Here is a 24,115-nt window from a genome sequence, read left to right as displayed (position 1 = left end):
GAGCCGGCGAAGGCCGCGGGTCGGGACTTCAGTCCTCGTAGCCCACGCCCACCAGGTAAAGGCCGTCGGCCGGGGCCACCGGTCCGCAGGCGCGGCGGTCCTTCGCCTCCAGAGCTTTCTTCACATCGTCGGGCGCCCAGCGGCCGGCGCCCACCTCGACCAGCGTCCCGGTCATCGAGCGCACCTGACGATGCAGGAAGCTGCGCGCCTCGAAGTCGAGATGAATCTCCTCGCCCACCCGCCGCACGCGGGCCACGTCCAGGGTCTTCATCGGGCTCTGGGCCTGGCAGTGCATGTCGCGGAAGGTGGTGAAGTCGTGCAGGCCCACCAGGGCCTGGGCCGCCGCATGCATGGCCTCGTGGTCGAGATCCTTCTTCATGTGCCAGACCTTGCCCTTGTCGAGGGCCGGCGGGGCGCGGCGGTTGAGGATCCGGTAAAGGTAGCGCCGCTCGTTGGCCGAGAACCGCGCATGCCAGCCCTCCGGCGCGACCTGCGCGTCAAGGATCGACACCGCCTCGCGGGTGAGGTGGGCGTTCAGCGCGTTCATCACCGTCTGGGGCGGCCAGTCGCGCTCGAGGTCCACATGCACGACCTGGCCCGTCGCATGTACGCCGGTGTCGGTGCGGCCGGCCGCGGCGATACGCAGCTCCTGGCCGGAGAAGGCCTTCACCGCCGCCTCGATCGCCCCCTGCACGCTGGGCAGGGTCGCCTGGGCCTGGAAGCCCGAATAGGGACGGCCGTCGTACTCGACGAGGAGGCGGTAGCGGGGCATCAGGCCAGGACCGTCCCGGTCGCCAGCGGGAAGCCGCGCAGGAAGACCTCGGCCTCCTGCACGCCCTTGCCCTCGCGCTGGGCCTTGAGCAGGCGCACCGCGCCCTCGCCGCAGGCGATCAGCAAAGCGTCGTCGAGCACCGTTCCCGGCGCGCCGGAAGCGTCCTCCACCGTCGACAGCAGGGCCTTCACACGCACCGGACCCTTGTCCGACGGGGCCTCGAACCAGGCGCCGGGGAAGGGCGAGAGGCCGCGGATATGGCGGTCGACCTCGGCGGCCGAACGCGTCCAGTCGATGCGGGCCTCGGCCGGCCTGATCTTCCTGGCGTAGGTGACGCCCTCGTCGCTCTGCGGGGTCTCGATCGCGCCGCCGCGCTCGACGGCGGCCAGGGCCACGGGCAGGATGCGGGCGCCGACGGCGGCCAGGCGGTCATGCAGGCTGGCGACGGTGTCCAGCGCGTCGATGCGCACCGTTTCCGAAAGCAGCACGGGGCCCTCGTCGAGGCCCTCGCTCATCCGCATCACCTGGACGCCGGTGACAGGGTCGCCGGCCATGATGGCCCGCTGGATCGGGGCGGCGCCGCGCCAGCGCGGCAGGAGGCTGGCGTGCAGGTTGAAGCAGCCCAGCCTGGGGGCGTCGAGCACGTCCTTCACGAGGATCTGGCCGAAGGCGACGACGACGGCCGCGTCGAGGTCCAGCGCCTTGAAGGCCTCGATCTCCTCGGGGGTTTTCATCGAGACCGGCGTGCGCACCGGCAGGCCCAGCCCTTCGGCGAAGGCGTGGACCGGCGAGGGCTTCAGCTCCTGGCCGCGGCCGCGCGGGGCGGGCGGTTGGGAATAGACACAGGCGATCTCATGGCCGCTGGCGACCAGCTCGGCCAGGCAGGCGACGGCGAAATCGGGAGTTCCGAGGAAGGCGATGCGCATGGCGGGGGTTTAGCGGTCGGAGCGCGCTGGGGAAAGCCGTGCGTCGGCCCCAAGCGAGCCCCAGAGTCGGAACCTCGACCGTTCGACCGCCGTTCTCTGCCCGACTCTTCGCAAACCGGATCGTCGGAGGAACACTAGATGCGCACCCTCGCCCTGATCGCCGTCTCCGCCCTGGCCCTGTCGGCCGCCGCCTGCTCGGACCAGCACGCCCAGCAGATCAAGGAAGGCGCCAGCGCCGCCGGCCAGGACATCAAGGACGCCGCCAACGAGATCAAGAACGATCCGGACGTCAAGGAAGCCGGCACGGCGCTGAAGGAAAGCAGCAAGGAGACCGCCGCCGAGCTGAAGGCCGCCGCCGGCGACGCCGTCGACGCGGCCAAGGACGCCGGCGCCAAGGCCGGCGACGCGGCCCAGGAAGCCGGCAAGGACATCACGCGTGAAAGCAAGGAAGCCGGCCAGGCCGCCAAGAAGGAAGTCCACGAGGCCACCCGCTAGCGGCGGGCTTCAGCGGCGGGCGGGTTCGGGTCCGTAGCGGTTCTTGCCCCGCGCGCCGCGCAGGAAGCCTAGCTCCACCCAGGCCCAGAGCGACAGGGCCATGGCGGCGAGGGCCAGCAGCGGCGCGGCCAGGATCAGCACCGAGTCGCCGGCGTAGAGCCCGCTGGCCAGGCCGCTCAGCGCGTAGGGGCCGGCGGCGAAGACGGCCATCCACCAGGCCGGCTTGCCCCGGTCGTGCAGGCGTCGCACCGCGATGGCCACGCCCGCCGCCAGCACCGGCAGGAACAGCAGTCCGGGAACCGCCCCCAGCCAGCCGCCGGCCATCGTGGCCAGCACCGTCAGGGTCAGCACCAGCGCGGTGGCCAGGGCCAGCCCGACCTGCGCACGCCAGTAGTCCAGCCGCGAGGCGCGGCCGGAGAAGGCGAAGATCGGTTTCAGTCTGTCGGCCAGGCCCCGCATGGGGCGACAAGAGCCTGATCCGTCCGCCGGGGAAAGGGATCAGGAAGAGGCGGGGCGACCCCCAGGGCCGCCCCATCCGGCGCGGATCAGTCGCGCAGCAGGTCGTTGATCGAGGTCTTCGAGCGGGTCTGGGCGTCGACCGTCTTGACGATCACGGCGCAATACAGGCTCGGGCCGCCGTTCTTGTCGGGCAGGCTGCCCGGCACCACGACGCTGTAGGGCGGCACCTTGCCGATGTGGATCTCGCCGGTCTTGCGGTCGACGATCTTGGTCGAGGCCGACAGGTAGACGCCCATCGACAGGACCGAGCCCTCGCCCACGACCACGCCTTCGACGACTTCCGAACGCGCGCCGATGAAGCAGTTGTCCTCGATGATGGTCGGGTTGGCCTGCAGCGGTTCCAGCACGCCGCCGATGCCGACGCCGCCCGACAGGTGGACGTGCTTGCCGATCTGGGCGCACGAGCCGACCGTCACCCAGGTGTCGACCATGGTCCCCTCGTCGACGAAGCCGCCGATGTTCACGAAGGACGGCATCAGGATGACGTTCTTGGCGATGTGGGCGCCGCGGCGCACGATCGCGCCCGGCACGGCGCGGAAGCCGCCGGCCTCGAACTGCGGGGCTTCCCAGCCGTCGAACTTGTTGGGCACCTTGTCCCACCACGGACCCACGCCGCCGCCCAGCGAGCCGGCGCGCATGACGGTGTTGGGGTTGAGGCGGAACGACAGCAGCACGGCCTTCTTCAGCCACTGGTGGGTGGTCCACTCGCCGTCGATCTTTTCCGAGACGCGGGCCTTGCCGCTGTCGAGCAGCAGCAGGGCTTCCTCCACGGCGGTGCGGACCGGGCCGGTGGTGGCGGTGGAGACGCCGTCGCGGGCTTCCCAGGCGGCTTCGATCTCGGTCTGCAGGTCGGCGAGTGTAAGGGCGGTCATTGGTCGGATCCCTTCAGGCGCGCCGAGCTCAGGAACCCGGCGAGGTCGTTGGTGCGGTGGTGGACGTATTCGGAGGTCGATGCGGCCGCGTGGGCGCCGACCAGGACGGTGGTCATGCCCAGCCGCGCGGCCGGGACGAGGTTCTTTTCGCTGTCTTCGAAGAAGGCCGTGGTCGGCGGATCGATGGCGTGCAGCTTGGTGATCTTGTCGAAGGTCGCCAGCGAGGGCTTGGGAATGTAGTCGGCCGTCTCGATGGCGAAGACGTCCTCGAACAGGCCCCGCAGGCCCAGATGGCCCAGCACCCGCTCGGCATGGCCTAGCGAGCCGTTGGTGAACACCAGCCGGCGGCCGGGCAGGGCCTTGATGGCCTCATGCAGCGCCTGGTCGGGGACCAGGTTCTCCATCGAGACGTCGTGCACCTCCTCCAGGAACTGGGCGGGGTCCATGCCGTGATAGGTCATCAGCCCGGCCAGGGTGGTGCCGTGCTCCAGATAATACTTCTTCTGCAGGGCCCGGGCCTCTTCGCGGGGCAGGCCCGTGAAGCGCTCGACGAAGTCGGTCATCCGGCCCTCGATCAGGCCCATGAACTCGGTCTCGGCCGGGTAGAGGGTGTTGTCGAGGTCGAACAGCCAGGTGTCGACGTGGGCGAGGTCGGCGGCCATGGCTAGAACCTCCCCCTGTGGGGGAGGCGCCCGCGCAGCGGACGGAAAGGGGAGGGACCTTGGCGCGGCGGAAGCTGAGAACGGCCCCCCTCCGGCCCTTCGGGCCACCTCCCCCACAGGGGGAGGATCCTGTCGATCATTTCGAGATCAGCGTGCCCGCGCCGTGCTCGCTGAACAGTTCGACCAGCATGGCGTGCGGGCGGCGGCCGTCGAGGATGACCACGGCCTCGACGCCGCTCTCCACGGCGTGGATGGCGTTCTCGAGCTTGGGGATCATGCCGCCGGTGGCCACGCCGTCGGCGATCAGCTGGCGAGCCTGCTCGATCGTCATCTCGCGGATCAGCTCGCCGTCGGCGTCGAGCACGCCCTTGATGTCGGTCAGCATCAGCATCCGCTTGGCCTTCAGGGCGCCGGCGAGCGCTCCGGCCACGGTGTCGGCGTTGATGTTGAAGGTCTCGCCCTGCTCGGAGACGCCGATCGGGGCGATCACCGGGATGTAGTCGGTTTCCGAGGTCAGCAGGGCCTGGATCAGGTGCGGGTCGACCTTGGTCGGCTCGCCCACGAAGCCCAGGTCGACGGCCTGTTCGATGTTGCTGTCCGGATCCTTCCTGGTCCGGGTCACCTTCTCGGCCGTGATCAGGCGGGCGTCCTTGCCCGACAGGCCCACGCCGCGCACGTCGGCTTCAGCCCCCGCGAGCGTGATCCAGTTGGCGATCTCCTTGTTGATGGCGCCCGAGAGAACCATCTCGGCCACTTCCATCGTCGCCTCGTCGGTGACGCGCAGGCCGTCGATGAAGGTCGACTTGACGCCGGCCTTGTCGAGCATGCGGCTGATCTGCGGACCGCCGCCGTGGACGACGACGGGATGCACGCCCAGCAGCTTCAGCAGCACGGCGTCGGCGGCGAACAGCTTGGCCACCTCTTCCTGGCCCATGGCGTGGCCGCCGTATTTGATCACGACCGTCTCGCGGTCGTAGATCTGGATATAGGGCAGGGCCTCGGCCAGGGTCTTGGCGGTGGCCCAGCCAGCTTCCTCGGCGACGTTGGTCAAGGGCGGTGGTCCTGGTGCGCGAAATTAGGCGCGCCTCGATAGCGGACCCCGCCCCCCCTGTCACCCTTTGACGTCGTCTCCGGACCCCTGGCGCCCATAGCGCCATTTCAGCGCGAGCACGGCGGCCGACATGGCCAGGCAGGCGAGGTTCGAAAGCGCGACCGGCCAGGCCTTGATCATCAGGCCGTAGGCCAGCCAGCAGGAAAAGCCCGTCACGGTCACTACGTAGGTCCGCAGCGACACCGACGAGGCGTCCTTCTCCCGCAGGATCTTGACGATCTGAGGGGCGAAGCTGGTGATCGACAGCAGGGCCGCGGCGGTCCCGACGAAGACGGCGGCGGGGTGGATCTCGGCCATCAGGCCGTGCGCGGCATTTCGGTCAGGCCCCAGAGCTCGGCGAAGGCGGGCGCCAGCTCCAGCCCTACCGGCGGCAGACCCGGGGCGCGGCCCTCGTCCATGCAGACGGCCAGATAGGCCAGGGCCGTCTTCACCCCGTGCTCGGAATAGGGCTTGCCGATCACCCCGCAGGCGCCGGCGAAGTCCTCCGGCAGGCGCTTGACATTGGCGGTCATGAACAGGGCCACGCAGCCGCAGTCGTCATGGATCTTGCGCACCACGTCGACGCCGGTCGGGCCATCGCGCAGATGGACGTCGACAAGGGCCAGATCGGGGTGCAGCGACTTGGCCAGGTCCACGGCCTCGTCCGAGCTCATGGCGCAGCCCACCGGGTGGTAGCCCACTTCCTGGACCAGGTACTCCAGCTCGGCCGCCAGCAGCACCTCGTCCTCGACGATCAACACATCCAACGCGCGCCCTGGCATGGGTCACTGGTTCCTAATGGTGCGCGCCGTTGACGGGCAGGTTGACGACGACACGGGTTCCGGGCTCGGCGCTTGTCGTCTCGGACCGCGCCTTCAGCTGCTGGCACAGCAGCTGGACGATGGTCAGTCCGAAACCCGAAGTCCGGGCCCCTTCAGCCATTCCAACGCCGTCGTCGGCGATTTCGATCCGGAACTCGCCGTTCGTGCGAGTGATCGATACCGAGATGTGTCCTCCGCGCCCCTCCGGAAAACCGTGGCGCAGGGCGTTTGAGAACAGCTCGCTGATCACCAGGGCGAGCGGTGCGGCCTTGGAGGCCGGCACGTCCACGCGCTCCAGGTCCAGGCTGACGCGGATCTCGTCGCGATTGGCCGAGCCGGCCATGTCCGAGACAAGGTCGCGCACGAAGGCCGAGACGTCGAAGCGCTCGACGTCCTCGCTCTGGAACAGCCGGCGGTGGACGGTGGCGATGGCGTTCACCCGTTCCAGCATGCCGCGCAGGCTGTGCTTGACCGCCGGCTCCTTCTCGCGCCGGTTCTGCAGCAGCAGCAGCGAGGAGATGAGCTGCAGGTTGTTTTTCACCCGGTGGTCGACCTCGTGCAGCAGGGCGGTCTTCTGCTCCAGGGCCTGGGACAGCTCGCGGGTGCGCGCCTCGACGGCGTCCTCCAGGTCGCTGCGGGTCGCGCGCAGGTGGGCCTCGGTCTGCTTCTTGTCGCTGACGTCCAGCTGCGAGCCGAAGAAGTAGATGATCTCGCCCAGCTTGTTGCGCACGGGGCTGAGGTACAGCGCGTTCCAGAAGCTGCTGCCGTCCTTGCGGTAGTTGAGGATGTCGATGGCGATGTCCTCGCCCGAAGCGATCGCCAGCCGCAGATCGCCGACCGAGGCGGGATCGGTGTCGGGTCCCTGCAGGAAGCGGCAGTTGCGGCCGATCACCTCGGCCCGGGCGTAGCCGGTCAGCCGCAGGAAGGCGTCGTTGGCGAAGATGATCGGATTGTCGGCCTGGGTGGCGTCGGTGACGATCATGGCCATGCGGGTGGCGCGGATGGCGGCGGCGAAAGGGTCGTCGATGCCGTGCTCGGTCGCGAGCTGATCGCCCGCCCGTTGCGACTTCAGATAATCCGTCATTCCTGAGCCCGACCCCGGCTTGTTCGATGGACGCCCCGTCATCGGCTGAACGTGCTTTTAAGGGTCGGGTTCCCGACAAAGCTTCAGCGTGGAAACGCAAGACGCGGCGGCCCCATGGGGACCGCCGCGCCTGGAATGGTCAAGCTGTGAAAGCTGCGCCTATTTCGGACGGTAGATGCGGTCGAAGACGCCGCCGTCGGCGAAGTGGGTGGCCTGGGCCTTCTTCCAGCCGCCGAAGGTGTCGTCGATGGTCGACAGCGGGATCGACTTGAACTTGCCGGCGTACTTCTTGGCCACGGCCGCGTTGCGCGGACGGTAGTGGTGCTTGGCGATCAGCTCCTGGGCCAGCGGGCTGTAGAGGAAGTTGAGGTACCCCGTGGCGGCCAGGCGGGTCTTGTGGCGGTCGACGTTCTTGTCGACCAGGGCCACCGGCGGCTCGGCCAGGATCGATCGGGAGGGCACCGCGATCTCGAACTGGCCCGGCAGTTCCTCCAGCGCCAGGAACGCTTCGTTCTCCCAGGCCAGCAGCACGTCGCCGATGCCGCGCTGGGTGAAGGTGGTGGTGGCGCCGCGGGCGCCGGTGTCGAGCACCGGCACGTGGTTGAACAGGTCCTTCAGATAGGCCTCGGCCTTGGCCGGATTGCCGCCCGGCTGCTTCAGCGCCCAGGCCCAGGCGGCCAGGTAGTTCCAGCGCGCCCCGCCCGAGGTTTTCGGGTTGGGAGTGATGACGCCGACGCCCGGCTTCACCAGATCCGGCCAGTCGGCGATCTTCTTCGGGTTGCCCTTGCGGACCAGGAACACGATCGTCGAGGTGTAGGGCGTCGAGTTCTGCGGCAGGCGCGACTGCCAGTTGGCCGGCAGGAGCTTGGCCTTGTCGGCGATTTCATCGATATCGTAGGCCAGGGCCAGCGTGACCACGTCTGCCTGCAGGCCGTCGATCACCGAGCGGGCCTGCTTGCCCGAGCCGCCGTGGCTCTGGTTGATGGTCAGGGTCTGGCCGACCTTGTCCTTCCAGTACCGGGCGTAGGCGGTGTTGATATCCTTGTAGAGCTCGCGGGTCGGGTCGTAGCTGACGTTCAGCAGGGTCAGCGACCCGGCGGCCTGGGCCTGGCCCGCCAGCAGGGCGGGGGCCCCGAAAGCGGCGGCGCCGGCGCCCGCCGCGCCGAGCAGGCCGCGCCGGGTGGGAGACTTGAAGGCGTTGGTCATGGCGATGTCGCTCTTGGCTCCGATGGGTCCGAGCGATTAACGCACGAACCGGATGGAGGCGTCATACCCTATTGTCCAGGTAGGCTTCACGCCCAAGAAGACTCTCACGGCCGGTAGATTTGATCGAAGACGCCGCCGTCGGCGAAGTGGCGGCCCTGCGCTTTCTTCCAGCCGCCGAACTGGCCGTCGATGGTGGCCAACGGGATCTTGGGGAACTTGGCGGCGTATTTCGCCGCCGCCTGGGCGTTGCGCGGGCGGTAGTGATGCTTGCCGATCAGGTCCTGGGCCAGCGGGCTGTAGAGGAAGTTGAGATACCCTTCGGCGACCAGCTTCGTGCCGCGCCGCTTCACCACGCTGTCGACCACGGCCACTGACGGCTCGGCCAGGATCGAGCGCGACGGATAGACGATCTCCAGCCCGTCGGCGGCGAACTCCTGGCGGGCCAGGTGGGCCTCGTTCTCCCAGGTCAGCAGCACGTCGCCGACGCCTCGCTGGGCGAAGGTGGTCATCGAGCCGCGCGCCCCGCTGTCGAGCACCGGGACCTGGCGATAGAGCTGGCGCACGAACGCCTGGGCCGAGGCGTCATTGCCGCCCGGCTGCTTCAGCGCCCAGGCCCAGGCGGCCAGATACGCCCAGCGCGGCGCGCCGCCGGTCTTGGGATTGGGGGTGATGATCGCCACCCCGGGTTTGACGATGTCGCCCCAGTCCTTGATCCGCTTGGGGTTGCCCTTGCGCACCAGGAACACGATCGTCGAGGCGTAGGGGGCCGAGTTCTGCGGCAGGCGCGACTGCCAGTTGGCCGCCGTCAGCCCGCGGGCGGCGATCTGGTCGATGTCGTCCGCCAGCGCCAGGGTGACGACGTCGGCCTGCAGCCCGTCGATCACCGAGCGCGCCTGCTTGCCCGAACCCCCGTGGCTCTGGCGGATCTCCAGCGTCTGGCCCACCCGGCGCTTCCAGTAGGCGGCGAAGGCCGGGTTGATGTCCTGGTAGAGCTCACGGGTGGGGTCGTAGCTGACGTTCAACAGGGTGACGACCTTGGGCGCCTTCTGGGCCAGCGCGCTCGCGGGCGCAGCCGCCAGGGCGCCCGCGCCGACCGCGAGGTCACGACGGGTGGGAAGGCGGAACAGGGTCATCGGGCGTCCTCTCGGATAACGCCGCGACCTTGACCGATCAGGCGGCCGCCACGCGCGCGAATGTTTCTGATGGAGGCATCAGAAAGCGGCGCTCGCCGGTCAGCGCTCGATCCGGAAGGGATGCTCGGGGTTTCGTCGGACGAACGCCTCGACCTCGCCTGGACGGTCCGGGAAGGGCTCGGCCTCCCGCCCCCGCGTGTGACTGACGAAGCGAAACCCGGCGAGCCACAGGAGCCGGACCTTGGTCCACTGGTCCTTGTCGGCCTTGCGAGGCGCCTTGAAGGCCCGGCCCATCCAATGCAACGGCCGCGCGCACTCCGGGCAGGCGCCGGCGGCGGCGTTGCTCAGCTTCCAGGACTTGCGGCACTCGAAGCACGCATGCGGCCAGAGGCAGGCCGCGGCGGGGCCACGCGCGACGGGCGTCGGGACGACCCGGTTCCCGATCGAACGCCGCAGGTCCATCCGCTCGGTCTTGGACGGGTTGGTCATGGGCGCATCTATGCGGGCCGCTCGCGCGGTCGCAAGTGACGCTTTTCAGTACTTGCGGGCGGAGTGGTTCAGATCAGGCCTTGCAACCTGAGGGCTGCGCATGCGTCCGCATCGCACTATGATTTCAATCGAAGCCCGTCTGAAGTTGTTTCGATGATTGTCACGAAAACACGTCTCGTAGCCGCCGCGCTGATCGCACTAGGGGTGCTGTACCTGGCGCCGACCGCCTACTGGATATGGAGCGGGGCTAGATCGGGCGGGCCGGTAACGGGACTGGGCGTCGCGCTCAATTCCGCACCGGGAGTTCTCCTGCTCGTGGCGGCCGCCACGTTCCTGGCCAGGCCGAGCCGAACGATCATTGCTTTCTGGCTTGCGCCGCTGTGGGCGCCCATTCTCGCCTTTGCCTGGGCGCTTTGGAGCCGGGGGCCATATCCGGCGGCGGCCGCGGTCACGGTGGCGATTGTCGCCTACCTCGTCATGCTGGTGGTCGGCCTTCCTCTCTTTGCCCATCTGGGCGCTCGTCGACGGACCGGCTTGGGGGTGACCGTTGTCGCGGGAGGCTTGGCCGCCGCCCTTGTCACGGGCTTGGGGCGAGCGCTGATCGTTTCGGCGGGGGAAGCGACCAGCATGGGGTTGGCCGTCGAGTTCGGGCTCGATCCAGCGGTGCTGGCAATGAGCGCGGCTTTGGGCGTGGCCGCGACGGCGAGCTTCTGGGCGATCGTTCGACCTGACCTGAAGGCTGCCTAGGCGCCGGAGGGGCAGCCTGCCAAGAAGGGCGGAGATGACGGGCCATGGGATGGCCCGTCACCAACCTCGTCAGAACGCGAACTGGCTGCGCAGGTTGACCGCCTGGTAGCCCTGGCTCAGCGGGATCGCGCCGCCGGCCGGGTCCAGCCGGTCGATGTCGACGTCCAGATAGTCCAGCGAAACCTTCGTCACCGAGTTGGGGAACCAGTTGACCCCCGCGCTCCAGATCGTCTGCTCGCCGCCGCGCACCCGGTCGGCGGCCAGGGCGGCCAGTTCGTGGTGGTTGAGGTCGAGCACCGAATAGCGCGCCGCCAGCTCCCAGGCGCCCCACTGGCCCGCCTTCGGGTCGAAGGGGTGGGCGATGGACGGGGCGTCGAAGGCGAAGGTCGAGGCGTTGTAGCGGCGGCTCTCGCCGGTCAGCACCAGGCCGCCCTCGACGTACCAGCCGCCGAACTTCGGGTCGCTGACGCCCGCGGCGGCGTTGCGGCGTTCCAGCGCAAGGTCGAACACTTCGCTCTGGATCAGCAGGCTCTTGTGCTGCACGGCAAGCTCGGCGCCCAGGTGGCGCAGGTTCCTGGCGTCCAGGGCGCCGGTCGAGACCAGGGTGGCCCCGTCGACGCGCAGCTCGGGCCGCTCGGCCAGGGTCAGGGCGTAGGCGCCGCCGACCGCCGCCTGGGCCGGGGTGGCGATGTAGCCGCCGTTGACGCCCAGGTGCAGCAGCCAGTCCTTGCTCTTGATCGGGGCGAAGGCGGCGCGGCCGACATAGGCCTGCTGCTCGTCGAAGGTCTGCGCATCGCCGCTCTTGCCGCCGGTGGCGGCGGCCGACAGCAGCCAGTTCTCGCCCGAGGTCTGCACCTGCAGGCCATAGCGGCGGTCGGCGGCGGCCAGGCCCCGCACCATCTCGGCGATCGCCGGGCGCTCGGGGAACAGCGAACCGTTCTGCGACGCCGCGTCGCTCAGGCCCACGCTGGGCGCAAAGGCCCCGACCCGCACCTTGAACGGCGCGTAGTTGTACTGGACGAACAGCTCCTGGAGCATGCCGGGCCCGTCGGTCCCGTTGCCGCCGAAGTCGAGCAGGATCGAATAGTCGAAGTTCCTGAAGAACCGGCCGTCGAGACCCAGGCGCGCGCGGCGGAAGTTGCTGCCGCTGTTGAGGTCGCGACCGTTGCCGATCACCGCCGGCAGGCCCTTGTCCTGGAAGTAGTGGGCGGTGTCGAGCTGCATCACCCCGTGCAGGCTGGCGGTGAAGGCGCCGTCGGTGGAGGCGATGGTCGGGCGGCCGGCGGCGATGCTGACGGTGGCGGCCGGCAGCGGCGATGCGGCAGGGGCCGCCTTCGGCGCGGCGGCGGGCGCGCTGGCGGCAACCTGGATCGGCATGGGCGCCGCTGCAGGGACGGCCGTCGGAACCGGGGCGGCGGCGCTGGCGGCCTTCAGGTCGTTGATCTGCTGCTGCAGGAACTTCAGCTGCGCTTCCAAGGCCTCGATCCGAGCCTGCTGGTCGCTCGGCGTCGACGTCTGCGCCTGGGCGCCGCCCGCGATCGCCAGCGTCGAGGCGCAGGCGATCAGGGCCATGCGCGAGGCAAGGCGGTTGATGGTCACGGTCTTCCCCTCGCGGCGGGCTGGGGCCGCCGTCCTATTGCTCAGGAGAATATGACTAACGAGTAGGCCTAAATGGAGCTTTGACGATCCAAGTCCTTGGTTTTGTTCGCTGCTGCGGCCAAACGTCGCTCCGGGAGCGGACAATCCAAAGAAAAAGGCCCCGCGCGTTGTGCGGGGCCTTCAACTCCACCTGGCAGTCGGGCGGTCTAGAACATCGTCCGGCCGGTGAGCTTCACGTTGTAGCGCTTCTGGCGCTTGGTGCTTTCCGCGCCGCCTTCCAGGGCGACGTAGGACATGGCCGTGCCGGCCCGCAGGGCGAAGCCCAGGGTCAGGGCGCCGTCGCGGTTGTCGAAGGCTTCCAGCACGTACTTGCCGTTCTTCTTGGTCACGACGGTGTCGGCCAGGCTGCCGGCGATGGTCTTGCGGTAGCCGACGCGCACTTCGGGGCGCAGCCACACTTCGCGACCGAAGTCGGCGCCCATGACCAGGCCCAGGTCGCCCGACAGGTTGCTCCACTTGCGGCTGCCGATGGCGCCGTCCAGAACCTCGCCGCCGCCGACTTCGTCGTGGCTGCTTTCGTTCAGGTAGGTGTAGTCCATGCGCGCTTCGGGACGGGTGAAGAACCGGCCCAGCTTGGCCTCGTAGGCCGCGCCGGCGAAGGCGTTGGCGGTCACCGCGCCCCAGTCGGCCTTGGTCACGCGATCCTCGTCGGTGACGCCGTCGCCGTTGAGGTCGAGGAACAGCACGCGGTTGCTCTCGAACCAGCCGTAGCCGGCGCCGCCGCCCATGTTGAAGCGCCAGGGACCGACCGAACGGCGCCAGTAGACGCCGGCCTGGACGATCGAGGCGGTGGTCTGCTCGCCCACCTGGGCGACCGTGTCGTGTTCTTCCAGCGCGGTGTAGGCCAGGGTCACGCCCAGGGCCCCGCCCGCGTCGCCCATGGCCTCGTAGCCGGCCACGAAGCCGAAGGCCTGGGTGTCGGTGCCTAGAGTCTCGCCGTCCTCGCGGCGCACCAGGCCGTTGATCTCCTGCACCCAGATGCTGTCGGGGCCATAACGGTCGCCCGGATCGGGCCGGATCGCGGTGGCCGCCGAGATCTGCTGGTTGATGTTCTGCAGCGTGGCGAACATCCCCTCGCCCTGGTCGGGCAGCAGCTGGTTGTAGTTGTGGACGAACGTGCCCTTGTCGTTGATGCCCAGGAACAGGTTGGCGACGTCCTTGTCGCCGGCCAGCGAGCCGAACAGCGTGTCGTAGGCCTGGGAGCCCGAGCGGGCCAGGCCGATCTCCGCGGCGGTGCGGCGGCGCACGTCCAGATAGACGTCGTTGCCGGCGGCGCGGGCGGTGGCGACGTACATGTACGGCGCGTTGTCGAGCAGGCCCTGGCCGAAGACGCCGCTGGTCAGCGAGCCGGCGCTGATGACGTTGTACGAGGTCGGCGCGGTCAGGAGGCTGGTCAGGCGCAGGCCAAGCTGCGCGCCCGAGGCGATGTTGGCCGCGCCCGAGACCACCAGGCGGGTGTTGGTTCCCGCCGTCGGATCGGCCGTGAACACCAGCTTGCTCTCGGCGCCGAGGGTCAGGCTCGTGACATTGATGGCCTGGGCGTTGCTGATGCCCAGCGAGCCCTTGCCGATGGTGACGTCCAGCTGGCCGTCGCCGCTGTCGAGCGCGCCGACCACGGCCGCGCCGCCGTCGATGCGGAACTTGTCGGCGCCGCCGCCGAACGAGATGTCGCCGATCACGGCGCCGTTCAGGACGTTGAAGGTGTCGGCGCCCGAGCCGAAGCGGATCTGGCCGATGATCGACGGCTCGGCGTTGTCGGGCACGCCGTCGCCGTCGGCGTCGGGCAGGGTCTTGTCGGTGCTGACGACGCCGTTCTGGGTCAGGGTGACGCCGGTGGTGTTGCGGCTGACGTCGATCGCCACGGCCTTGCCGGTGATCGTCTCGTTGCTGGGATCGGTGTCGGCGTCGTCCTTGTCGTCGGCGTCGTCGGTGGGCGAGATGGCCGCGATGATCGAGCCGGTGTTCTCGATCGCGTTGAGGCCGCCCGAATAGTCGATCACGCCGTAGGACGAGCCCTTCTCGCCGTAGACGGTGGAGATGATCACGCCGCCGTTGCGCAGGGACGGAACGTTGGCGCCGGCCTCGATGATGACGCCGCGGGAGTCGAACAGGCCTTCGGAGACGCTGTTCGTGGTGATCGTGCCCTTGTTGACGATCACCGGCGCGTTGGCGCCGGCGGTCACCCGCACGCCGTTGGCGTTGGCCTCGTAGGCCTGCGAGGTCAGGGTCGCCTCGAGGCTCGCGCCGTTGGTGATGGTGGTCGACTGGCCGGCGTTGCCGCCCAGCTGGATGCCGGTCGAGCTGACGCCGTCATAGACGCCGTTGGCCGAGATGCCGCCGCGCACGCGCAGGCCGTAGGCGTTGTCGCCCGTGCCGATGACGCCGAGGGTGATGGCCTTGGTGTCCGAACCGACCAGCAGGGCGGGGGCCGAGCCGTAGACGGCCAGCGCCGAGTTGCCCTCCAGGGCGTCGTCGATGCCGTCGCCGTCTTCGTCGGTCTTGGTGGTGTCGCTGTCGGTCGGGCGGATGTCGAGGAAGACGCCGCCGCCGACATTGCCGGCGATGCGCACGGCCGGACCGCCCTGCAGCAGGTCGTCGGCGTCGAGCTTGTCGCGCACGGTCTTGTCGGCCGGGCGGGTGGTGTAGCGGTAGCCGGTCGCGCTGATCGCGCCCTGCAGCAGGACTGCGCCGCCGACGTCGCCGTCGACCGCGAAGCCGGTCGCATTCTGGCCCAGGGCCGAGATGGTGCCGGCGGTCATGGACACCTTGCCGCTGACCGGGGCGGCGACGCGCACGCCGTAGCTGTTGTTGCCGGTGACCGAGATGGCGGCCGACGCGGCGGTCGTGTTGCCGAGGGTCAGGTTGCCGTTGAGGGCGCTCTCCAGCGAGATGCCGGCAGAGTTGTTGCCCTCGATGAGGATCGAGCCGCCGCTGTTGATGATGTCGCCGGTGAAGGCGCCAGGACCGGTCAGGCGGATGCCGTAGCGGTTGCTGCCCAGGGCGAAGGCGCCGTCGAGGTCGCCGTCCGAGTCGGTGTCGGTCGGGGTGTAGTCCTCGTCGAGCGTGATCGTGCTGGTGTTGGTGACCGTACCGGTCACGCCGCCGATGATCAGGATGCCCGTCGAGTCGTTGACGCCCTGGGCGCTCAGCGTCCCGCCGCTGGTGACCTTATTGTTGCTGTTCAGCGTCACCAGCGCGCCGGGCGTGGTGACCTTGATCGAGCCGGCCGTGTCGATCTTGACATCATCGGCCGCGCCGTTCGCCCCGGCCGTGCCTGTGGCGATGGGCGTGGTCCGCGCGGTGTTCACCACCGTCTCGGCCTGTGCGGCCAAGGCGATAGCCATCAGAGGAGCGGCCGCGACCGTCGCGACCAGGACCTTGCGCTGCATACGAACAGACCACCCTAAGGAGAATTCCCTCGATCCCCAGATTGCGTCAGGTTGCGGCGAAATTGCGGTGACTTCCGCACCCGACACGCATCCGGGGGTTCCCCGTCTATCCCATGCTCCGCGGCGGCGCCATATCTGGTTCGTCGAATCATCGCATCGTCACAAAACTGGCCTACGAGCCTTGGCCCCCGCCCCGTACAGCCGGAGGCCTTCGCCCTATCCAGGAAGCCCGGACGCCCGCCATGCCCACCCTCACACCCGTTTCGCCGGTCGCGCCGGAGCGCTGGGGCGCCGGTCTGGCCGGAGCCTGGGCGGGGGCTTGGACGGCGGTGGCCGCCGGGCCGACGGCGCTGGTGGCCATGACCGCCATGGGCGCGGCCAAGCCGGGCGTGGCCTTGCCTGCCGCGCTGCTGCTGGGCGTCGGAGGGGTCACCCTGCTGCGCCGCCTGCGCCGGCGGCTCGACGACTCGGTGCTGAGCCTCGCCCCCGCCGCGGCCTCGGCCGACCGGGCCCCGCCCTTCGCCGTCATCCTCGAAAACCTGCCCGACCCCCTGATGGTCATCGCCGCCGAAGAGGCCGACGACCTGACCGGCCGGCGCTTCGTGTTCGCCAACGCCGCCGCCCGCGATCGCTTCCGCATCCGCGAGGGCGCCCTGCTGGTCACCGCCGTGCGCAGCCCGCAGGTGCTGGAGGCGGTGGACGAGGCCCTGTTCGGCGGCGTCGAGCGCACGGTGGAATGGACCGGCGTCGGTTCGCAGGGGCGCGACTGGTCGGCCCGGGCCCGGCCGCTGGGCCGCGACGAGGCCGGCTCGCAGCTGGCCCTGCTGGTGCTCCGCGACGAAACCGACATCCGGCGCAGCGAGCGCACCCGCGCCGACTTCCTGGCCAACGCCAGCCACGAACTGCGCACGCCGCTGGCCTCGCTGTCGGGCTTCATCGAGACCCTGCGCGGCCACGCCAAGGAGGATCCGGGCGCGCGCGACAGGTTCCTGGCCATCATGCAGGCCCAGGCCGAACGCATGTCGCGCCTGATCGACGACCTGATGAGCCTGTCGCGCATCGAGCTGAACGAGCACATCGCTCCGGCCGGCCGCGTCGACCTGGCCATGGCCGCGCAGGACGTCATCGACGCCCTGGCCCCGCAGGCCCGCGACAAGCAGGTCAGCTTCGATTCCGTCCTGCCGCCGCGCGGCGCGGCGGTGGTCGAGGGCGATCGCGACCAGATCGTCCAGGTGATCCAGAACCTGGTGGACAACGCCATCAAGTACACGCCCAAGGACGGGACGGTGCGGGTCGAGATCTTCCCGGGCCTGACCCCGGCCACGGCCGTCGCCGCGCGCGACCCGGCCGCCGCCCGCCTGTCGCTGCTTACGCCCGACCATTCCGACGTCGAGGAGTTCTACGCCGGCCTGCGGGTCAGCGACCGTGGCCCTGGCATCGCCCGCGAGCACCTGCCGCGCCTGACCGAGCGCTTCTACCGCGTCGAGGGACAGAAGAGCGGCGAGCGCCAGGGCACGGGCCTGGGCCTGGCCATCGTCAAGCACATCGTCAACCGTCATCGCGGGGGGCTGCACGTGGAGTCCGTGCGGGGCGAGGGGGCCACCTTCGGGGTCTACCTGCCGATGGCCAAGTCCTTGCAGGACAAGGATCTTCCGGCCTCGGAAGAACCTGCCCAGGCCGGTGTCGTAAAACTGTCGTAGAAACGTCGCATAAGGTCGTCGCCCGGCCGGCATAGATCGGTTGACGGGCGGGGCGGTGCAACGGGCGCCGTCTTCGCATCCAGCGCAAGACCGCTTCACGCATGCTGACCTGGCTCTCGCTCCTGTTCCTGGCGCTGTTCGCGCTGGCGGCGTTCCTGCTTGGCCGCGGCCGAGCGCTCAAGGCCGCCGGCGGCGCCTCGGTGCGCCTGCACTCGCTGCCCAACTATTACGGCGCCTACGCCGCCCTCTGGGCCGGCGCCCCGGCCGCCCTGCTCCTGCTGCTCGGCGCCGTGTTCGGCGGCCGCATCGAGGAAGCGGTGCTGCAGGCCGAGCGTCCTGCCGCCATCGCCTCTCTGACCCCCGACCGCCAGGACGTGTTCTTCGGCGACGCCCGCGCCATCGCGGCCAAGGAGTCGCCGTCCGAAGTCGTCTACGAGGGCGAACTGAAGACCGCTCTCGACGCCAAGGTCGAAGAGTCGCGCAGGATCACCGCCACCGTCCGCTACAGCACCATCGCCCTGGCCGCCCTTGTGGCCCTGATCGGCGCGCTGCTGGCGCTGCCGCGCGTCGGCCTTGAGTTCCGCGCCCGCAACCGCGTCGAAGGCTGGATCAACGGCCTGCTGATCGCCTGCTCGGTCGCCGCCGTGCTGACCACGCTCGGCATCGTGCTGTCGCTGGTCTGGGAAAGCTGGCGCTTCTTCCAGAGCGTCAATCCGCTGTCGTTCCTGTTCGGCACCGAGTGGAGCCCGCAGATCGCCATGCGCGCCGACCAAGTGGCCTCGTCGGGCGCCTTCGGGGCCGTGCCGCTGTTCGCCGGCACCTTCCTGATCATGCTGATCGCCATGCTGGTGGCCGCGCCGGTCGGCCTCTACTCGGCGATCTACCTTTCGGAATACGCCGACCGCCGCGTTCGCTCCGTGGTCAAGCCGCTGCTCGAGGTGCTGGCCGGGGTGCCGACCGTCGTCTACGGCTTCTTCGCCGCCCTGACGGTGGGCCCGCTGTTCCGCGCCTTCTTCAATGCGATCGGCGAGGGCATGGCCGGCGGCCCGCTCGATGGGATCGCCCAGTACCTGATGCAGGTGCAGAACCAGATGGCCCTGGTGGCCGGCGTGGTGATGGGGATCATGCTGATCCCGTTCGTCTCGTCGCTGTCGGACGACATCATCAACGCCGTGCCGCAATCCCTGCGCGACGGCAGCTACGCCATGGGCGCCACCAAGTCCGAGACGGTCAAGAAGGTCATCCTTCCCGCCGCCCTGCCGGGCATCATGGCCGCCATGCTGCTGGCCATCTCCCGCGCCGTCGGCGAGACCATGATCGTGACCATGGCCGCCGGCCTGCAGGCCAAGCTGACCGCCAACCCGCTGGACACGGTCACCACCGTCACGGTGCAGATCGTCACCCTGCTGACCGGCGACCAGGAGTTCGACAGCCCCAAGACGCTCTCGGCCTTCGGCCTGGGCCTGACGCTGTTCGTCGTGACCCTGGCGCTCAACATCATCGCCCTGCGCATCGTCCAGAAGTATCGGGAACAATATGACTGACGCCGCCATCAACGCCGGCGCCGCCCCGCGCGAGCAGGGTCCCCGCCCGCAGCTCTCGGCCGCCGAGGCGCGCCTGAAGAAGCGCTACCGCTCGGAGATGTGGTTCAAGGCGCAGGGGATCGCCGCCATCGTCGTGGCCATGATCTTCCTGGTCGTGCTGGTCGGCCGCATCGTCGCCCAGGGCTACACCACCTTCGAGACCCACTCGATCAGCGTGCCGGTCTACCTGAACCCGGACCGTATCGACCGCTCGGCGCTGGACGGGGTCAACTACGACTACATCGTCGCCGAGGCGGTGATGAAGAAGCTGAACATCCAGGACGACGACCTGGGCACGACCTCGGGCAAGGTCATGGACCTGGTCTCGCGCGATCTCGGCTTCCAGCTGCTCGACAAGATCAAGGCCGACCCGTCGGTGATCGGCAAGACGATCGAGGTCACCGGTCCGGTCAAGGCCGACGCCGACCTCTACTACAAGGGCGAGATCAAGCGCTCTACGCCTGAGGAAGACCGCAAGCTCGACAACCAGCAACTGACCTGGCTGGACCAGCTGGAGAAGGACGGCACCGTCAAGGGCGGCTTCAACTTCGGCTTCTTCACCAAGTCCGACTCGACCGAGCCCGAACAGGCCGGCGTGCTGGGCGCGGTGGTCGGCTCGGCCCTGATGCTGGTCATCACCGCCCTGATCGCGGTGCCGGTCGGCGTGCTGGCCGCCGTCTACCTGGAAGAGTTCGCCCCGAAGAACCGCTGGACCGACGTCATCGAGGTCAACATCAACAACCTCGCGGCCGTCCCCTCGATCGTCTACGGCCTGCTGGGCCTGGCCCTGTTCATCAACTGGCTGCACGTGCCGCGCAGTTCTCCCCTCGTCGGGGGTCTTGTGCTGGCCCTGATGGCCCTGCCGACCGTGATCATCGCCACCCGCTCGGCGCTCAAGGCCGTGCCGCCCTCGATCCGCGAAGCCGCCCTCGGCGTCGGCGCCTCCAGGGCCCAGACCGTGTTCCACCACGTTCTGCCGCTGGCCATGCCGGGCGTGATGACCGGCGCCATCCTGTCGCTGGCCCACGCCCTGGGCGAAACCGCCCCGCTGCTGATGATCGGCATGGTCTCGTTCGTGCCGGGCGTGCCGGAAGGCTTCACCGGCGCCTCGACCGTCCTGCCGGTCCAGGTGTTCATCTGGGAGAACGCGTCGGAACGCGCCTTCCACGAACGCACCGCCGCGGCCATTCTCGTCCTTCTGATCTTCATGATCGTCATGAACGCCGCGGCCGTCATCCTGCGCCGCCGCTTCGAACGCCGGTGGTAGGATCCCGATGACCTTCACCCATCCCAAAGCTCAGGCCCTCGTCCAGGGACACGCCATGCCCACCCAGAACCGCGACGCTTCCGTCGCCGCGCCCGTCATCCACACCGCCGTGCCCCAGGGCCACGGCGTGGTCGAGAGCCGCGACTTCAAGATCCGCGCCCGCGACGTCAAGGTGTTCTACGGCGAGAAGCAGGCGCTGTTCGACGTCAACCTCGACATCCCGGCCAAGTCGGTCACCGCCTTCATCGGCCCGTCGGGCTGCGGCAAGTCGACCTTCCTGCGCTGCATCAACCGGATGAACGACACCATCCCGTCGGCCCGCGTGCAGGGCTCGATCGAGATCGACGGCGCCGACGTCAACGCCAAGAGCGTCGACCCGGTGGTGCTGCGCTCGCGCGTCGGCATGGTGTTCCAGAAGCCCAACCCGTTCCCCAAGACCATCTTCGAGAACGTCGCCTACGGCCCGAAGATTCACGGCCTGGCCACCCGCAAGGACGAGCTGGAGGCCATCGTCGAGAGCAGCCTCAAGAAGGCCGGCCTCTGGAACGAGGTCGCCGACCGCCTGCATCAACCCGGCACGGGTTTGTCGGGCGGCCAGCAGCAGCGTCTGGTCATCGCTCGCGCCATCGCGGTCTCGCCTGAAGTGATCCTGATGGACGAGCCCTGCTCGGCGCTGGACCCGATCGCCACCGCCAAGATCGAGGAGCTGATCGACGAGCTGCGCAGCCAGTTCTGCATCGTCATCGTCACCCACTCGATGGCCCAGGCCGCCCGCGTGTCGCAGAAGACGGCCTTCTTCCACCTGGGCAAGCTGGTCGAGAGCGGCCCGACCGAGGAGATGTTCACCAATCCTCGCGACAGCCGCACCCAGGACTACATCACCGGCCGCTTCGGCTAGGCGGGAGGGGACGAGGACATGACCGAGCATACCGTCAAATCCTACGGCGAAGAGCTGAACCACCTGACCGCCGAGGTGACCCGCATGGGCGGCCTCGCCGAAGCCCAGGTGGCCGACGCCGTCGAGTGCATCGCCCGCCGCGACGCCCCGCTGGCCCAGCTGGTGGTCGGCCGCGACGAGCGCCTCGACACGCTGCAGGTCGAGATCGAGCGCAAGGCCTTCCGCCTGATCGCCCTGCGCCAGCCGATGGCCGTGGACCTGCGCCACGCCGTCGCCGCCCTGAAGATCTCGATGAGCCTTGAGCGCTGCGGCGACATGGCCAAGAACATCGGCAAGCGCGCCCTGATCCTGACCGAGGCCGAGCCGATGAGCGCCCTGACCCGCTCTATCGAGCGCATGGGCCGCCTGGTGCAGAGCCGTCTCAAGGACGTGCTGGACGCCTACACGGCCTCTGACGTGCAGCGCGCCATCAACGTCTGGAGCAGCGACGAGGAAGTCGACGAGCACTACAACTCGATCTTCCGCGAACTGCTGACCTACATGATGGGCGATCCGCGCACGATCAACGCGTGCACGCATCTGCTCTTCGTCGCCAAGAACCTCGAGCGGATCGGCGATCACGCCACCAACATCGCCGAGATCATCCATTTCGAGCTGACGGGCGAGGAGATCATCTCCCAGCGTCCCAAGCTCGATGTCGTCGCTCAGTAAGCTTTCGGGAGGCCTTTAAAAGTGACTCCGTACGTTCTGGTGGTCGAGGACGAGGACGCCCTGGCCACCCTGCTTCACTACAACCTCGACAAGGAGGGCTACCAGGTCGCGGTGGCCGCCGATGGCGAGGAAGCCTTGACACTGGCCAGCGAACGCGCGCCGGACCTGGTCATCCTCGACTGGATGCTGCCCAAGGTCTCGGGCATCGAGGTCTGCCGCCGCCTGCGCGGCCGCACCGACACCCGCAACGTGCCGATCATCATGCTGACGGCGCGCGGCGAGGAGAGCGACCGCATCCGCGGCCTCGACACCGGCGCCGACGACTATGTGGTCAAGCCGTTCTCGATGGTCGAGCTGACCGCCCGGGTCCGCGCCGTGATGCGCCGCATCCGTCCGGCCCTGGCCGACGACCGCATCACGGTCGGCGACATCGTCATCGACCGGGTCGCCCACCGCGTGAAGCGCCAGGGCAAGGAAGTGCACCTCGGCCCGACCGAGTTTCGCCTGCTCGACTATCTGATGCAGCATCCGGGCCGGGTGTTCAGCCGCGAACAGCTGCTGGACGCCGTCTGGGGCTCGGACGTCTATGTCGAGGCCCGCACGGTCGACGTCCACATCGGCCGCCTGCGCAAGGCCCTGAACGGCTCCACCGAAGCCGACCCCATCCGCACCGTCCGCTCGGCCGGCTACTCACTGGACGTCGAGGCGGCTTAAGTCTTGATCCTCCCCCTCTGGGGGAGGTGGCCCAGAGGGCCGGAGAGGGGACGTTTTCAGCTTCCGCGGCAGCTGAAAACGTCCCCCCTCAGTCGCTCCGCGACAGCTCCCCCAGCGGGGGAGCATCTATTCTACCGCCCCCCGCAGTCGCCCGATGATCTCGCAGTCGGCGACGGTGTCGTTGCGGCAGTGGCCCAGCATGTCCTGCAGCTCGGCCCGCATGGCCGTCAGGTCGGCGATCTTGCGTTCGACCTCGGCCAGCTGGTCGCGGGCCAGGGCGTCGACCTCGCCGCAGGGCCGGTCGGCGCCGTCGGCCAGGTCCAGCAGGGCCCGGATGGCGTCGAGCCCGAACCCCAGGTCCCGCGAGCGCTTGATGAAGGCCAGCCGACGCTCGTGCGTGGCCTCGTAGGCGCGATAGTTGCCCTCGGTGCGCGGCGGCTTGGGCAAGAGGCCCATGCGCTCGTAGTAGCGGATGGTCTCGACCGGCACGCCTGTGCGGCGGGCCAGATCCCCGATCGATAGCGTCGACATGCTCTTGACCCTGTAGCGACTACAGGGTGCAGAGATGGGGCTTTCTCGATGGAGGTCCAGATGTCCGGCTGCTGCGGCGACGATCTTTGCAAGCCCGAAACCGCTCCGCCCGCGGGCCGCTGGCGCCTGGCGCTGTGGATCGCCCTGGTAGTCAACGGCGGCATGTTCCTGGTCGAGGGGACGGCGGGCCTGCTGTCAGGCTCGGCGGCACTGCAGGCCGACTCCCTGGATTTTCTCGGTGACGCGGCCAACTACGCCATCAGCCTGGGCGTGGCGGGCATGGCCCTGGCCTGGCGGGCCCGGGCGGCGATGCTGAAGGGCGCGACCATGCTGGCTTTCGGGCTCTGGGTCAGCGCCACGACGCTGTGGGGCGTTTTCGAGGGACGAACCCCCGAGGCGCCGGTGATGGGCGCCCTGGGCCTGGCCGCACTGGTCGCCAACGTCGCCGTGGCGATCATGCTCTACGGCTTCCGCACCGGCGACGCCAACATGCGCTCGGTGTGGATCTGTTCGCGCAACGACGCCATCGGCAACGTGGCGGTGATGCTGGCGGCTGTCGGCGTGTTCGGCACGGGATCGCGCTGGCCCGACCTGGCGGTGGCCGCGGTGATGGCCGCCCTGGCCCTGCACGGCGGCTGGGAGATCGTCCGCCAGGCGCAGGGCGAACTGCGCCAGGCCAAGGCCCCGCCGGCGCCAACGCCCGCGCGGTTCAGCGTCGCGACGCGGAAGCGCTAGGTGTCGAAGCTATGAAGGTTGTTCACCCGGGGCGGTGCTGAGAGGCTGGGGTTGCGAAGCTCCAAACTCTAGCCCGGAGGCCCCGGATGAACGTGCATGAGAATGCGCGGCT

24 protein-coding genes are annotated in these 24,115 nt (G+C 69.1%); 9 read left to right on the top strand and 15 right to left on the bottom strand.

Translation table 11 applies throughout. The features are described from left to right. Nucleotides 1–28: 28 nt before the first annotated feature. Nucleotides 29–772: a tRNA pseudouridine(38-40) synthase TruA gene (truA, locus tag DDF67_RS18785; protein WP_109102368.1), complete on the bottom strand. Its 744-nt coding sequence runs from the start codon at nt 770–772 to the stop codon at nt 29–31. After that, complete coding sequence (gene fmt, locus DDF67_RS18780; RefSeq protein WP_109102367.1) at nt 772–1,698, bottom strand: methionyl-tRNA formyltransferase; 927 nt, start codon at nt 1,696–1,698, stop codon at nt 772–774. Before fmt ends, truA begins: the two co-directional genes overlap by 1 nt. 138 nt (nt 1,699–1,836) lie before the next feature. Here fmt and DDF67_RS18775 point away from each other — a divergent pair, with 138 nt between their 5' ends. Then, nucleotides 1,837–2,193: a cell surface protein gene (locus tag DDF67_RS18775; RefSeq protein WP_109102366.1), complete on the top strand. Its 357-nt coding sequence runs from the start codon at nt 1,837–1,839 to the stop codon at nt 2,191–2,193. Between the two features lie 9 nt (nt 2,194–2,202). Here the strand turns inward: DDF67_RS18775 and DDF67_RS18770 are convergent, their stop codons facing one another. The 10 genes from DDF67_RS18770 to DDF67_RS18725 form a co-directional block, all read right to left on the bottom strand. Further along, nucleotides 2,203–2,652, bottom strand: coding sequence for a DUF805 domain-containing protein (locus DDF67_RS18770; RefSeq protein ID WP_109102365.1), 450 nt, complete (start codon nt 2,650–2,652; stop codon nt 2,203–2,205). Nucleotides 2,653–2,738: 86 nt separating this feature from the next. Continuing rightward, nucleotides 2,739–3,584, bottom strand: coding sequence for a 2,3,4,5-tetrahydropyridine-2,6-dicarboxylate N-succinyltransferase (gene dapD, locus DDF67_RS18765; protein ID WP_109102364.1), 846 nt, complete (start codon nt 3,582–3,584; stop codon nt 2,739–2,741). Further along, complete coding sequence (locus tag DDF67_RS18760; RefSeq protein ID WP_109102363.1) at nt 3,581–4,246, bottom strand: pyrimidine 5'-nucleotidase; 666 nt, start codon at nt 4,244–4,246, stop codon at nt 3,581–3,583. The genes dapD and DDF67_RS18760 overlap by 4 nt, the downstream gene beginning before the upstream one ends. Nucleotides 4,247–4,382: 136 nt before the next feature. Then, complete coding sequence (gene argB / locus DDF67_RS18755) at nt 4,383–5,297, bottom strand: acetylglutamate kinase (RefSeq protein ID WP_109102362.1); 915 nt, start codon at nt 5,295–5,297, stop codon at nt 4,383–4,385. A gap of 60 nt (nt 5,298–5,357) precedes the next feature. Beyond that, a complete protein-coding gene (locus tag DDF67_RS18750; protein WP_109102361.1) occupies nt 5,358–5,654 on the bottom strand; it encodes a SemiSWEET family sugar transporter in 297 nt (98 codons plus the stop codon). Next, entirely contained in the window at nt 5,654–6,118 is a 465-nt protein-coding gene (locus DDF67_RS18745) for a response regulator (RefSeq protein ID WP_109102360.1), read from the bottom strand. The genes DDF67_RS18750 and DDF67_RS18745 overlap by 1 nt, the downstream gene beginning before the upstream one ends. Nucleotides 6,119–6,131: 13 nt before the next feature. Beyond that, complete coding sequence (lovK, locus tag DDF67_RS18740) at nt 6,132–7,241, bottom strand: photosensory histidine protein kinase LovK (RefSeq protein WP_109102359.1); 1,110 nt, start codon at nt 7,239–7,241, stop codon at nt 6,132–6,134. Between the two features lie 159 nt (nt 7,242–7,400). Beyond that, nucleotides 7,401–8,447: a sulfate ABC transporter substrate-binding protein gene (locus DDF67_RS18735; protein WP_109102358.1), complete on the bottom strand. Its 1,047-nt coding sequence runs from the start codon at nt 8,445–8,447 to the stop codon at nt 7,401–7,403. A 104-nt stretch (nt 8,448–8,551) separates the two neighbouring features. Beyond that, entirely contained in the window at nt 8,552–9,580 is a 1,029-nt protein-coding gene (locus DDF67_RS18730; protein WP_109102357.1) for a sulfate ABC transporter substrate-binding protein, read from the bottom strand. A gap of 99 nt (nt 9,581–9,679) precedes the next feature. After that, a complete protein-coding gene (locus DDF67_RS18725; RefSeq protein ID WP_109102356.1) occupies nt 9,680–10,069 on the bottom strand; it encodes a hypothetical protein in 390 nt (129 codons plus the stop codon). A gap of 153 nt (nt 10,070–10,222) precedes the next feature. On the opposite strand from DDF67_RS18725, the gene DDF67_RS18720 reads away from it, so the two are divergent. After that, nucleotides 10,223–10,816 carry a hypothetical protein gene (locus DDF67_RS18720; RefSeq protein ID WP_109102355.1) on the top strand — a complete coding sequence of 198 codons (594 nt, stop codon included), beginning with the start codon at nt 10,223–10,225 and terminating at the stop codon, nt 10,814–10,816. 69 nt (nt 10,817–10,885) lie between these two features. On the opposite strand, the gene DDF67_RS18715 is transcribed toward DDF67_RS18720, so the two are convergent. Together DDF67_RS18715 and DDF67_RS18710 are read right to left on the bottom strand one after the other, a co-directional pair. After that, entirely contained in the window at nt 10,886–12,415 is a 1,530-nt protein-coding gene (locus tag DDF67_RS18715) for an OprO/OprP family phosphate-selective porin (protein WP_233247699.1), read from the bottom strand. 206 nt (nt 12,416–12,621) lie between these two features. Next, complete coding sequence (locus DDF67_RS18710) at nt 12,622–15,864, bottom strand: autotransporter outer membrane beta-barrel domain-containing protein (protein WP_109102354.1); 3,243 nt, start codon at nt 15,862–15,864, stop codon at nt 12,622–12,624. Between the two features lie 242 nt (nt 15,865–16,106). On the opposite strand from DDF67_RS18710, the gene DDF67_RS18705 reads away from it, so the two are divergent. The 6 genes from DDF67_RS18705 to phoB all read left to right on the top strand — a co-directional run bounded on the left by DDF67_RS18705 (nt 16,107) and on the right by phoB (nt 22,737). Then, a complete protein-coding gene (locus DDF67_RS18705) occupies nt 16,107–17,564 on the top strand; it encodes a sensor histidine kinase (protein WP_109102353.1) in 1,458 nt (485 codons plus the stop codon). Nucleotides 17,565–17,665: 101 nt separating this feature from the next. Beyond that, a complete protein-coding gene (gene pstC, locus DDF67_RS18700; RefSeq protein WP_109102352.1) occupies nt 17,666–19,108 on the top strand; it encodes a phosphate ABC transporter permease subunit PstC in 1,443 nt (480 codons plus the stop codon). After that, entirely contained in the window at nt 19,101–20,414 is a 1,314-nt protein-coding gene (gene pstA, locus DDF67_RS18695) for a phosphate ABC transporter permease PstA (RefSeq protein ID WP_109102351.1), read from the top strand. The genes pstC and pstA overlap by 8 nt, the downstream gene beginning before the upstream one ends. A 55-nt stretch (nt 20,415–20,469) precedes the next feature. Continuing rightward, nucleotides 20,470–21,312 (top strand): phosphate ABC transporter ATP-binding protein PstB, encoded by an 843-nt coding sequence (pstB, locus tag DDF67_RS18690; RefSeq protein WP_408608625.1) that lies wholly within the window; start codon nt 20,470–20,472, stop codon nt 21,310–21,312. Nucleotides 21,313–21,330: 18 nt separating this feature from the next. Continuing rightward, complete coding sequence (gene phoU, locus DDF67_RS18685) at nt 21,331–22,023, top strand: phosphate signaling complex protein PhoU (RefSeq protein WP_109102349.1); 693 nt, start codon at nt 21,331–21,333, stop codon at nt 22,021–22,023. 21 nt (nt 22,024–22,044) lie between these two features. After that, nucleotides 22,045–22,737 carry a phosphate regulon transcriptional regulator PhoB gene (gene phoB, locus DDF67_RS18680; protein WP_058349669.1) on the top strand — a complete coding sequence of 231 codons (693 nt, stop codon included), beginning with the start codon at nt 22,045–22,047 and terminating at the stop codon, nt 22,735–22,737. A 126-nt stretch (nt 22,738–22,863) separates the two neighbouring features. Here phoB and DDF67_RS18675 read toward each other — a convergent pair whose 3' ends face one another. After that, complete coding sequence (locus DDF67_RS18675) at nt 22,864–23,268, bottom strand: MerR family transcriptional regulator (protein WP_109102348.1); 405 nt, start codon at nt 23,266–23,268, stop codon at nt 22,864–22,866. A gap of 60 nt (nt 23,269–23,328) precedes the next feature. Between DDF67_RS18675 and DDF67_RS18670 the strand changes: the two genes are divergently transcribed. Then, complete coding sequence (locus DDF67_RS18670; RefSeq protein WP_109102474.1) at nt 23,329–24,003, top strand: cation transporter; 675 nt, start codon at nt 23,329–23,331, stop codon at nt 24,001–24,003. Nucleotides 24,004–24,115: the final 112 nt, after the last annotated feature.

Source organism: Caulobacter endophyticus (genome assembly GCF_003116815.1).
Classification (GTDB): Bacteria; Pseudomonadota; Alphaproteobacteria; order Caulobacterales; family Caulobacteraceae; genus Caulobacter; species Caulobacter endophyticus.
Note: the sequence above shows the minus strand (reverse complement) of the source record. Positions and strands in the feature narration are given on the sequence as shown.

Coding starts and splice junctions, on each gene's coding strand:
- truA (WP_109102368.1), bottom strand. CDS start 772: ATGCCCCGCTACCGCCTCCTCGTCGAGTACGACGGCCGTCCCTATTCG.
- fmt (WP_109102367.1), bottom strand. CDS start 1,698: ATGCGCATCGCCTTCCTCGGAACTCCCGATTTCGCCGTCGCCTGCCTG.
- DDF67_RS18775 (WP_109102366.1), top strand. CDS start 1,837: ATGCGCACCCTCGCCCTGATCGCCGTCTCCGCCCTGGCCCTGTCGGCC.
- DDF67_RS18770 (WP_109102365.1), bottom strand. CDS start 2,652: ATGCGGGGCCTGGCCGACAGACTGAAACCGATCTTCGCCTTCTCCGGC.
- dapD (WP_109102364.1), bottom strand. CDS start 3,584: ATGACCGCCCTTACACTCGCCGACCTGCAGACCGAGATCGAAGCCGCC.
- DDF67_RS18760 (WP_109102363.1), bottom strand. CDS start 4,246: ATGGCCGCCGACCTCGCCCACGTCGACACCTGGCTGTTCGACCTCGAC.
- DDF67_RS18750 (WP_109102361.1), bottom strand. CDS start 5,654: ATGGCCGAGATCCACCCCGCCGCCGTCTTCGTCGGGACCGCCGCGGCC.
- DDF67_RS18745 (WP_109102360.1), bottom strand. CDS start 6,118: ATGCCAGGGCGCGCGTTGGATGTGTTGATCGTCGAGGACGAGGTGCTG.
- lovK (WP_109102359.1), bottom strand. CDS start 7,241: ATGACGGATTATCTGAAGTCGCAACGGGCGGGCGATCAGCTCGCGACC.
- DDF67_RS18735 (WP_109102358.1), bottom strand. CDS start 8,447: ATGACCAACGCCTTCAAGTCTCCCACCCGGCGCGGCCTGCTCGGCGCG.
- DDF67_RS18730 (WP_109102357.1), bottom strand. CDS start 9,580: ATGACCCTGTTCCGCCTTCCCACCCGTCGTGACCTCGCGGTCGGCGCG.
- DDF67_RS18725 (WP_109102356.1), bottom strand. CDS start 10,069: ATGACCAACCCGTCCAAGACCGAGCGGATGGACCTGCGGCGTTCGATC.
- DDF67_RS18720 (WP_109102355.1), top strand. CDS start 10,223: ATGATTGTCACGAAAACACGTCTCGTAGCCGCCGCGCTGATCGCACTA.
- DDF67_RS18710 (WP_109102354.1), bottom strand. CDS start 15,864: ATGCAGCGCAAGGTCCTGGTCGCGACGGTCGCGGCCGCTCCTCTGATG.
- DDF67_RS18705 (WP_109102353.1), top strand. CDS start 16,107: ATGCCCACCCTCACACCCGTTTCGCCGGTCGCGCCGGAGCGCTGGGGC.
- pstC (WP_109102352.1), top strand. CDS start 17,666: ATGCTGACCTGGCTCTCGCTCCTGTTCCTGGCGCTGTTCGCGCTGGCG.
- pstA (WP_109102351.1), top strand. CDS start 19,101: ATGACTGACGCCGCCATCAACGCCGGCGCCGCCCCGCGCGAGCAGGGT.
- pstB (WP_408608625.1), top strand. CDS start 20,470: ATGCCCACCCAGAACCGCGACGCTTCCGTCGCCGCGCCCGTCATCCAC.
- phoU (WP_109102349.1), top strand. CDS start 21,331: ATGACCGAGCATACCGTCAAATCCTACGGCGAAGAGCTGAACCACCTG.
- DDF67_RS18675 (WP_109102348.1), bottom strand. CDS start 23,268: ATGTCGACGCTATCGATCGGGGATCTGGCCCGCCGCACAGGCGTGCCG.
- DDF67_RS18670 (WP_109102474.1), top strand. CDS start 23,329: ATGTCCGGCTGCTGCGGCGACGATCTTTGCAAGCCCGAAACCGCTCCG.